This window comes from Psychromonas algicola (assembly GCF_004378355.1).
Classification (GTDB): domain Bacteria; phylum Pseudomonadota; class Gammaproteobacteria; order Enterobacterales; family Psychromonadaceae; genus Psychromonas.
Genome location: NZ_SNUB01000028.1, coordinates 38,472 through 47,556, shown reverse-complemented (window position 1 = coordinate 47,556; position 9,085 = coordinate 38,472). Strand labels below are relative to the sequence as shown.

At 34.0% G+C, this 9,085-nt stretch carries 7 protein-coding genes; 2 read left to right on the top strand and 5 right to left on the bottom strand.

What is annotated here, in order from left to right; genetic code table 11:
• Positions 1-495: 495 nt before the first annotated feature.
• Positions 496-1,173, bottom strand: a complete 678-nt coding sequence (locus E2R67_RS13060) for a hypothetical protein (protein WP_134291400.1) — start codon at positions 1,171-1,173, stop codon at positions 496-498.
• 423 nt (positions 1,174-1,596) lie between these two features.
• Positions 1,597-4,467 (bottom strand): cadherin domain-containing protein, encoded by a 2,871-nt coding sequence (locus E2R67_RS13055; protein ID WP_134291399.1) that lies wholly within the window; start codon positions 4,465-4,467, stop codon positions 1,597-1,599.
• A 488-nt stretch (positions 4,468-4,955) separates the two neighbouring features.
• On the opposite strand from E2R67_RS13055, the gene E2R67_RS13050 reads away from it, so the two are divergent.
• Positions 4,956-6,005 (top strand): GGDEF domain-containing protein, encoded by a 1,050-nt coding sequence (locus tag E2R67_RS13050; RefSeq protein WP_134291398.1) that lies wholly within the window; start codon positions 4,956-4,958, stop codon positions 6,003-6,005.
• A 45-nt stretch (positions 6,006-6,050) separates the two neighbouring features.
• Here the strand turns inward: E2R67_RS13050 and ppiC are convergent, their stop codons facing one another.
• The 3 genes from ppiC to E2R67_RS13035 all read right to left on the bottom strand — a co-directional run bounded on the left by ppiC (position 6,051) and on the right by E2R67_RS13035 (position 8,491).
• Positions 6,051-6,329 (bottom strand): peptidylprolyl isomerase PpiC, encoded by a 279-nt coding sequence (gene ppiC / locus E2R67_RS13045; protein WP_134291397.1) that lies wholly within the window; start codon positions 6,327-6,329, stop codon positions 6,051-6,053.
• A gap of 162 nt (positions 6,330-6,491) precedes the next feature.
• A complete protein-coding gene (locus tag E2R67_RS13040; RefSeq protein WP_134291396.1) occupies positions 6,492-6,629 on the bottom strand; it encodes a DUF3149 domain-containing protein in 138 nt (45 codons plus the stop codon).
• A 134-nt stretch (positions 6,630-6,763) separates the two neighbouring features.
• The gene (locus E2R67_RS13035; RefSeq protein ID WP_134291395.1) at positions 6,764-8,491 is read right to left on the bottom strand and encodes an AMP-binding protein; all 1,728 of its coding nucleotides are present in this window, start codon (positions 8,489-8,491) and stop codon (positions 6,764-6,766) included.
• Positions 8,492-8,815: 324 nt separating this feature from the next.
• Here E2R67_RS13035 and E2R67_RS13030 point away from each other — a divergent pair, with 324 nt between their 5' ends.
• Positions 8,816-9,079 (top strand): DUF2960 domain-containing protein, encoded by a 264-nt coding sequence (locus E2R67_RS13030; RefSeq protein ID WP_134291394.1) that lies wholly within the window; start codon positions 8,816-8,818, stop codon positions 9,077-9,079.
• Positions 9,080-9,085 lie beyond the last annotated feature (6 nt).

Genomic DNA, 9,085 nt, shown 5'->3' with positions numbered 1-9,085 from the left:
TAAGTCGATACTAATTACGCTACATTTCATGTTGGTCACTCCATATTTAGATTGATTTGCTGAATACTTATCTATCTTGGCACATTGCGATGCCGTTTTGGAGTGACCATCTCAGCATCCACTCGTTGAATTAAAAATATCAATAAATTAAGAAGAAAGTATGCTCAATGTGGCTACGTCCCACCTCCCGTTGAGTTTTTCTGTCTGAATAGCTGCCTTTAGCAAGTAGAGGCATGGATGTCGAGTATGAACGGTGCGTTTAGAAGGCAGTTATTCATACAGATTAAAAAACGATTCGGGAACAGTCTTTTTGCCTGTTGTGGGTAAAAAGTTTCTGCTGTTCAGAAAAAGTAGGGTCGCCGACAGGACGAAAACACTGCTAAGAAGAATCAAAAATATTCGACGAGCGTAGACGAGTTACTTAAAAGCTATAAATTAAATCTAGATATCCATTCATTGAAAAAAACAAAAAAGTATTTTTTTAATGTTTAAACATTAAATATCATTTAGCTCTAATTTCATCTGGTCTTTTAACGCGATGTGAATATTTTGAATAACTTGCCCATGTGAGAACAAGTTTTTTTGATGAGGTCTAATGATAGACTGATCATTTAAAAACTCAGCCGTTCTGATTACTGTTAACATTTTTGTTGATGCTTCAACTGCACTATCTACTGCTGCATTTAATTCATCAAGTAAGCTATCTACTTCTGTAGAGGCTATAAGGCGAATATTATTTTGCTCGGCTTTAACTCTATTATGCTCTTCTTTTAAATCGGCAACTAATACTTGTGTATCGTGATTGTATTTTTGAATCGCTTTATGTTTTGTTCTTTCATCATCAGAAACAAGTTCGTTTAATAGTGACTGAATTTTATCAGCACATAATGCATTGGCTTTCTCGTGAAATATGCTTAATAAAGCAAAAATATTTGAAAATACTATTCTTTTATCTTCATATTGGAATTTCTTTTTTTCAAGAGCGCTTGCATGCTCCTGCTTAGTTTTTTCTATTTCGTCAACGAATCTTGTCAATACTTGTTTCTTATCGCTTTCAAGCTTTTTAATATTTTGAACTAACTCATTATTTCTTTCTTTGACTCTTAGATAAGCGGCGACATAGATTATTGCAGCACCAGCAAGAAAGAAAAAAATATTAAAAAGTATACCCATCTTGAATCAAACTCCATTATCGTTAGCATTCATCAAACGACAAAAAATAGTATGAAAAATTAATCCAATTATTTTTTTACAGATTTGATTGAAAATTTAGGTTACCTAGAATTTCTTTTTTGATCAATTAAATAAATTAAAAAGGATCTTTAAAGCGCTCTTAAATCGAATCATGCGATTAAAAATGATTGTAATCGCATAACTCCTCTAGTATGAACTAAAGAACACTCATCGATTTAAACCACAATAATTCAAAGTCGATTTATACGCCAAATTAAATCGGTTTTTCTTGAGTAGAAGATAAATGGGATAAGTCTTGTTTTTACTTTACTGAAATTAAAGCATTACATTTATTCTGCATTTTTCAGATGTAAAAAATCAAGAAATAATTATCAACATTCATTATATTCAATTTTTTAAAAATTAATAAATATAAACAGCACCAGCACTTTCAGCAAAACCTTCGTCTCCAGTAATTTCACTTCCATCTGTAATAATACCAGTCGCGCTATTACTTTCATCAGCAGCTCCTACCGCTAATGTAGTGCCGTCACTGCTTATTGCAACACTAATACCGAATTTATCATCAGTACCGGCATTAGAAGCTTTTATGTAAGCAGTTTGAGCCCAAGAACTACCATCATTAGTAAATAGATACACTGCACCAGAATCAAGACTTGAGTTATTGTCTGTAGTTACATCTCCACCAGTAATAATTCCAGTAACATCGTTATCTTCTAAGTAAGATCCAACAATCAAACTATTGCCATCACCACTTAATGCAATGTGATAACCAAACCCATCAGAATCATCTGCATTGGATGCTTTAAAATAAGTCGTTTGATTCCAATCGGAGCCATCGTAACTATATAAATAGACAGCACCAGAATCAGTAGCGACACCACTATTTGTAATTGCGGTACTTCCATCAATTATTCCAGTAAAACTATTATCTTCTAAGTAGGCGCCAACAGCTAATAATGTCCCATCATCATTAAGAGAAAGACTGCGACCAAATTGAGCACCGGCTTCAGCGTTCGATGCTTTTATATAATTTGTTTGTGTCCAAGAGCTTTCGTCGTCAGTAAACATATACACGGCACCAGAATTACTTGCAAGATCATCTTCAAACCAAGCACCAACAGCTAATACTTTTCCATCATAGTTTAATGAAAGACTACGACCGAAATGATCTCCGCTACCTGTATTTGATGCTTTTACATAAGCATCTTGCGTCCAAGCACTGCCATCGTTACTAAATAAATACACGGCTCCTGATGCATTAGCGCCACCTATATCCGATCCAGCAGTCGTAGTAACTCCTGTTGCATTACTATCTTCTTGATAAGCTCCTACAGCTAAGACTGTAGCATCACCACTTAACGCTACACTAAAACCAAACTCATCGCTAGCTCCGACAATAGCAGGTTTGATATAAGCAGATTGAGTCCAAGTATCATTAACGTTAGTAAATAAATAAACTGCACCAGAATTATGAGCAACACCATCCTCAACATCTTGTACTCCATTTATTACACCAGGATGCGCATTATCTTCTATATAAGCACCAACTGCCAATACCGTTCCATCGTAGTTTAAAGCTACACTGATACCAAAATTATCTTCAAAGCCAGTATTAGAGGCTTTTATATAAGCTGTTTTTATCCACTTACCGCTAGTGTTGTTACTGTTAATATTATTACTATATAAATACACGGCTCCAGAATCAATTACAGTACTGCTTTCAGAACTCTCTTCGTCATTAGTTTTAATACCAGTATCATCATTATCTTCCTTAGGAGCCCCTACTGCTAAAGTATGCCCATCTCCACTTAACGCAATGCTATTATTAAGTAAATCATCACTTCCACTAAAAGAATCAAACGCTTCAGTATTTGACGCTTTAACATAACCAATCATTTTGCGTATTTCATCTGTACCGATATTTAATTCAGAGGAAGCTACGAATTCATCACCAGAGGATGCCAAAATAAAATAGTCTGTTGAAAACGCACTCACTAAACTACCTACAGTGGTAGTTGTTGTTAATTGATTCGTTACAGATGTTAACTCATTACAATTATTACCTTGAGAAGTGTCTTTTTCACAAAGAGTATAAGTAATACCGCTGCTATCATCAGCATGCTCAGCGGCCAACCCCCATATTAATGTCATCTCTTTAATATCTGTAGATGATGCCGTAATACTACTTAAATTAAAGGGTGCCAAAGCAATGTTATTGATAGCAAGTGTGATCGTATTAGATGAACTATTACCTACTGTATCTGTGGCAGTAACGATAAAGCTATAACTACTTTGGTCTTCAAAATCAGGATTGTCAGTCAAAGTAACAATACCTGTAGATGTATTAATTGTAAATTTGCTACTATCAACACCAGATAAGCTGTATGTTGCTGTATTATCATTCGATGTAACCGTAAAGAAAGCTTGCCCAGCCCCACTATTTTCATCTATATCTACAGTCGTAGCAGATGTAATAATTGGCGCAGTTTTATCATTTACAGTAAGTGTGATTGTTATAGAAGCGCTATTATTTGATAGATCGGTAGCGGTAACAGCAAAATTATAAGCGCTCTTAGTTTCAAAACTTGGATTAGCAGTTAGCGTTATTTCACCCGTTGAAGAATTAATCGAGAGTAAACCACTGTCAATTCCTGATAAAGCATAGTTTGCAGCACTATCATTAGATGTTGCTGTATATATAATTTGACCTGCCCCTATATTTTCATCTATGTTTACTGTCGTAGTAGAAGTAATCGTTGGTGCCGTTTTATCATTTATTTCTAGAGTAACAATGATGGACGCATTGTTACCTGAATTATTTGTTGCAAGTACTTCAAAGCTATAATTGCTTTGACTATTATAAATAGGATTAGAGAGTAGAGTAACCTCTCCCGTATTCTCATCAATCGTAAACGATCCAGTATCATCATCTAATAAACTATATATTACCGCACTTTCATTCGAAGTTACCGTATAAACAATTTGTCCTGCGCCACTGTTTTCATCTATCGGAGTGGCAATAGTGTTTGATGTAATAGTAAAAACCACGACATTGTTAGATGAAGTCCCATTATTTGATCTTGATGAACTGTTTCCGTCATCAGAATTAATTAATACAGCAACAACAGCGACAGTAGCAACAGTAACTGGACCACAAGCACTTAAAGTAAAAGCTAATAAAACCACAAAAAATACACGTCTGCTTTTGTGATAACCTTTAGATAAGCTTAGAAAACCAAAGTTACAAACCTTGGATAACAGTAAATACATGTAAGTATTCCTTAAACAAATCAAGGGCAAAGAAGTCTAGGCGCCCAAATAACTCTCAATAATTGAATAATATATTAGCAAATCAAACTTATCAATGTAGCAAGAGAGCCTAAGCTATTGAAAAAAAACAGAAAGAGCACCCACAAAGAGGTATTAATGGAAAAGCTAATCTTTAATGTGTTGATATTAAAAAAGAAATTTATCAAATAAGCAGCACATATATAATATGATTTATAAATCAAAAATTAGATTGATTTAATTTACACAAGCATCGACATGATACAAAACGCTTTTCTTGGCGTTTAAAAGAATACATTCTATTGTCGATAATAAAAGTAAAAGCATTTATCAGCACCTCGATATCTTCACCCTTTTGTAGTATTTATTAGCAAACAATTTACTGACTGATGAAGCTTAGAAGTTAAAGTGATAGAATCCTCGAAATAACAGTCATTTAACTATATTTGAAAGTAAAGATCAGGATAAAAATGAACGACTCTTTAAGTAATTCTATAAATCATGGATTAACCAATAGCCAAGATCATCGACGCTTTATTTATATTGGTAGCTTAATTGGTAGTTTATTTTTAATGCTATTTACATTAATTGACACCTTAGTTTTCGAGTTATATATAAATAGCATTGCAGAAGGAGTCGCTTCAATAATATTACTTACGATACACAGTATAGAAGCTAAAAAGCCAATTCAACCTTGGTTAGCCTTTGTTGGTGTATCCACCGTGGTAATAGTTTTTATGATTGGCATCTTTACAAATAACGCTGAAGATGGCATTAGCATTTGGCTAGCGATCATGCCCTTTATTTGTTTTATGTTTCTCGGTGAAAAGCTGGGACTCATAACATCTATAATGTTTAATGCTCTTTTTATAGCAGCCTTAGTTTACTTTTGTACTATGCACCCTCACAAAGGGTTTAATTTTCTTGGTGTTATTACCTCAGCAGGTGCTTTAGGTTGCAGTACCGTTCTAGCTTGGGTTTATGCAGACAATCGAACAAAGCTAATCGCATTATTATCTAAACAAGCAAGAACAGATACATTAACGTCATTACTTAATCGCCGTGGACTGATGTCATACTTTGATCTTTTTATTCATTTGTACAAAAAAAACGGGCAAGACCTTTCCGTGCTCATTATAGATTTAGATAACTTTAAACGTATCAATGATAACTTTGGCCATGATATTGGCGATGAGTTTATTATATCTTGTGCAAATTTGATTAAAGCTGAGCTAGGTGAAACTGATATTGCAGCTCGCTTAGGTGGTGAGGAATATATTGTTTTAATGCCGGATACCGATTTAAAAAAAGCAGAAAATTATGCTAAAAAAGTTAAAAATGCAATTGAAAACTTAACTGTGAATTCAGCTGATAACTCACAGGTCAAAGTGACAGCAAGTATTGGTATCACTTGTGCAACAAAAGAGTGTTCATCATTTCAAGTTTTATATAAAGCCGCCGATGAAGCACTTTATCAAGCAAAACACAATGGACGTAATTGTATTATTGTAAATGCATAACCGACCATTCCAATGGATTCTAACATGCCTAAGTAAATAATTTAATTAAGTTCTATAAAGTACTTTAATCACATGCCAGCCAAATTTTGTTTTGACTAGATGCGGAGTGATCAACTCTCCATTAAAACAAACTTTATCAAAGGCCGGTACCATTTGCCCTTTTTTGAACTCACCTAAATCCCCTCCCTTTTTACCCGATGTGCAAGTTGAATATTTTTTTGCTAAGGTTTGGAATTTGGCCCCTTTTTTTAACTGCTGAATAATATCTTCAGCTTTCTCTTGGTGCTTTACTAAAATATGTAATGCAGCTGCAGTTTTTGCCATTATGACTCTCGTTCCTAATTGAATTTGACGATATTGTAGCGAGATTTTAAAAGATGTACATCTAAGTTGGGTTGTTAAATAGTTAGGTAATAAAAAAGAGAGACCGCTAAAAAATAAAGGTAATGCTAATTACCTTTACTGTTTTTATTTTTTGAATGATGTTTATTGCGGTGGCTTTGCGTTAATAATATTTTTAATAAAATAATAAGCTAAATAACTCAAAATACCACATGTAACGGCAATCACAGCAATAGATGCAGCAACAACAGGGTCACTCAATAACATAGAAAAAAAGTCCATTTCCACCTCCAACCAGTGTTAATAAATTAATATTTATTAACACTAATTAAAGATCTGTAGGATTCCTTTGATACATATCAAGCTGAAGCTTTATAGCAATGCAATGGCAACATTATCTTTTTAAATTGTTATCTCTACATATGTAAATAACGTTTTATTTTTTTAGTTGGTGTTTTAATGAAAGGTTCTGTTTGTTCAATGACTGCATGTAATTTAACAAAAGAAGATAACTGTGCATTAGATTCAGTTTTAATACTCTCCAACATAGCTAGAATATCTTTGTGCAATTCAAAATCTGTACTTGTATTTAAATTGTGGCGTTCATCAAACAGCGCATAATCGATATGGATTTTAGCCACCACTTTTTTCTCTAATTCATACACCATAGAGTCTAAAACTAACTCATGTTGATTAATGATAGCTTCAATTGCTTCTGGATAAATATTTTCTCCACTTGGCCCAATAATAACGTTTTTACTTCTGCCTGTAATGGTTAACACTTCCATCTCGTCAACATGTCCGAGATCTCCGGTATTTAACCAACCATCGGCATCTAATACTTCTTGAGTACGCTGAGGCTCTTTATAATAACCCGCCATCACATTAGGGCCGCGTACATGCAACTCCCCTTCTAAATCGCTTTCATTCTTTTTAATAAAACGATATTCGAGATCTGGAACAAAAATCCCCGTAGTACCGACTTTTGTACGTCCAGGAACAGCACCTGCAATCACTGGAGCAGTTTCTGTTAATCCATAGCCGATTGCATAAGGAAAGTTAGCTTCCATTAAAAATTGTTCAACAAAAGGTGATAATTTAGCCCCGCCAATACCGAAGAATTTGATTTCTCCACCAAAGCTTTCCATTAGTTTTTTGCCTGCAATTTTATGCAATTTTCTACGCACAAAACTAACATTTTCATAAAGGTATTTTACCGCTGAGTTTTTATGGAATTGAGCAAGAACTTTGCTCTTGTAAATTTTTTCTATCACTAAAGGTACGCTTAACATACAAGTAGGTTTCACTTTTTGCATTGCCGCTAAGATGATTTTTGGCGACGGAACTTTATCGATATAATGAATAGAAGCTCCATTCGCAAAGGGTACTAAGAACCCGACAGAGCATTCAAAAGTATGAGCCAATGGCAATATTGATAAAAATCGGTCGGTTTCGACTATATTATTCGCTAACGTATTCGCTTGGAAAAGCTGGGCATTTAAATTGTAATGACTCAGCATAACGCCTTTAGATTGACCTGTGGTTCCAGAAGTATAAATAATAACGGCGATATCATGAGGATTAATAGTTAAACCTGTATCAACATCACTTATTTCTAATAGCTTTTTTTCTTTGATAAACTGTAATGCTTTCGTTTTCATTTGCGCAATCGTATGTGCGCCTTTAATGAAAAATTCAGAATGAGGAGGTGTTTTATCTTCAATTAAATCAAATGTTTCAAGTGAAAATACATAAGAAAGACTTGAGCTAAAATCATCTTCATTTAATTTTGAAGATAACTTTTCAGAGACAAAAACTGCTTTTGCTTCAGAATGTTTGATGATGTGGTGAATTTCATTACTATGGAAGTCAGGCAAAATAGGCACAGCAATCGCGCCCATTGCTGTAATGGCAATATAAACTATGCCCCAATGTGGCATATTTTGACTACAAATTGCTATTTTATCTCCCTGCTTTAAACCTAATTCTTTAAACATGCTTTGCAGTTGAATAACTTTCTCTTGGGCTTGCTGATAAGTAATACCAGTTTCACCAACATTGGTTACTAAAATATTTGAAGAGAATTTTTTAAATGAATAATCCGCTAATGACATGAGATTATTATGAGGAAGATTGAGAGACATAAAAGACCTTTAATTATGAGTACTTAACTCTTTCTCAAAGTGGTAAATAAAGGTGCCACTTTGGATATTTAATAATAATGCAGTTATTGATGCTGATTGGGCATTTGTTTGCTGTTAATTTGATTATTGTAACATTAGCGCTATTGAAAACTAATTTAAAATCATAAAAACAACGAATAAGCGCTTTAAATAATGATTGAACGTTTAAAAAAGATACGCAGTTCAACTTTTATATTTATAATCCGAACACAATAAACAAAAAGGAGCTTATAGCAACAACATAAGCTGTGTTAACATCCCTTTTTTATTTAACGAGACAAGATTATGGCGCGCCAAGTTACCTACTTTTATAAAGGCACACAAAAAACAATTCCATTTTCATATAGACAACACTTCGATATTTACGAAGCTGTGGCAGAAGCAGAAGGCGTGGATTTAACTTCCTTTTGGGCAATGGAAAAACAGCTTGAAATGGCTTCTCGTGGACAAGGTATTATGAAAAATTACCGCGGAAATGAATTTGAGCGCATGGGGTTTTCACAAATAAAATTTGTCCGAGATGAATCTAAAGAGCCTAAAGAAAGCTAGGACGTT

Bases quoted from the DNA above. Each gene is read 5' to 3' on its own strand.
- E2R67_RS13050 (WP_134291398.1), top strand. From the start codon at position 4,956: ATGAACGACTCTTTAAGTAATTCTATAAATCATGGATTAACCAATAGC.
- ppiC (WP_134291397.1), bottom strand. From the start codon at position 6,329: ATGGCAAAAACTGCAGCTGCATTACATATTTTAGTAAAGCACCAAGAG.
- E2R67_RS13040 (WP_134291396.1), bottom strand. From the start codon at position 6,629: ATGGACTTTTTTTCTATGTTATTGAGTGACCCTGTTGTTGCTGCATCT.
- E2R67_RS13030 (WP_134291394.1), top strand. From the start codon at position 8,816: ATGGCGCGCCAAGTTACCTACTTTTATAAAGGCACACAAAAAACAATT.
- E2R67_RS13035 (WP_134291395.1), bottom strand. From the start codon at position 8,491: ATGTCTCTCAATCTTCCTCATAATAATCTCATGTCATTAGCGGATTAT.
- E2R67_RS13055 (WP_134291399.1), bottom strand. From the start codon at position 4,467: ATGTATTTACTGTTATCCAAGGTTTGTAACTTTGGTTTTCTAAGCTTA.
- E2R67_RS13060 (WP_134291400.1), bottom strand. From the start codon at position 1,173: ATGGGTATACTTTTTAATATTTTTTTCTTTCTTGCTGGTGCTGCAATA.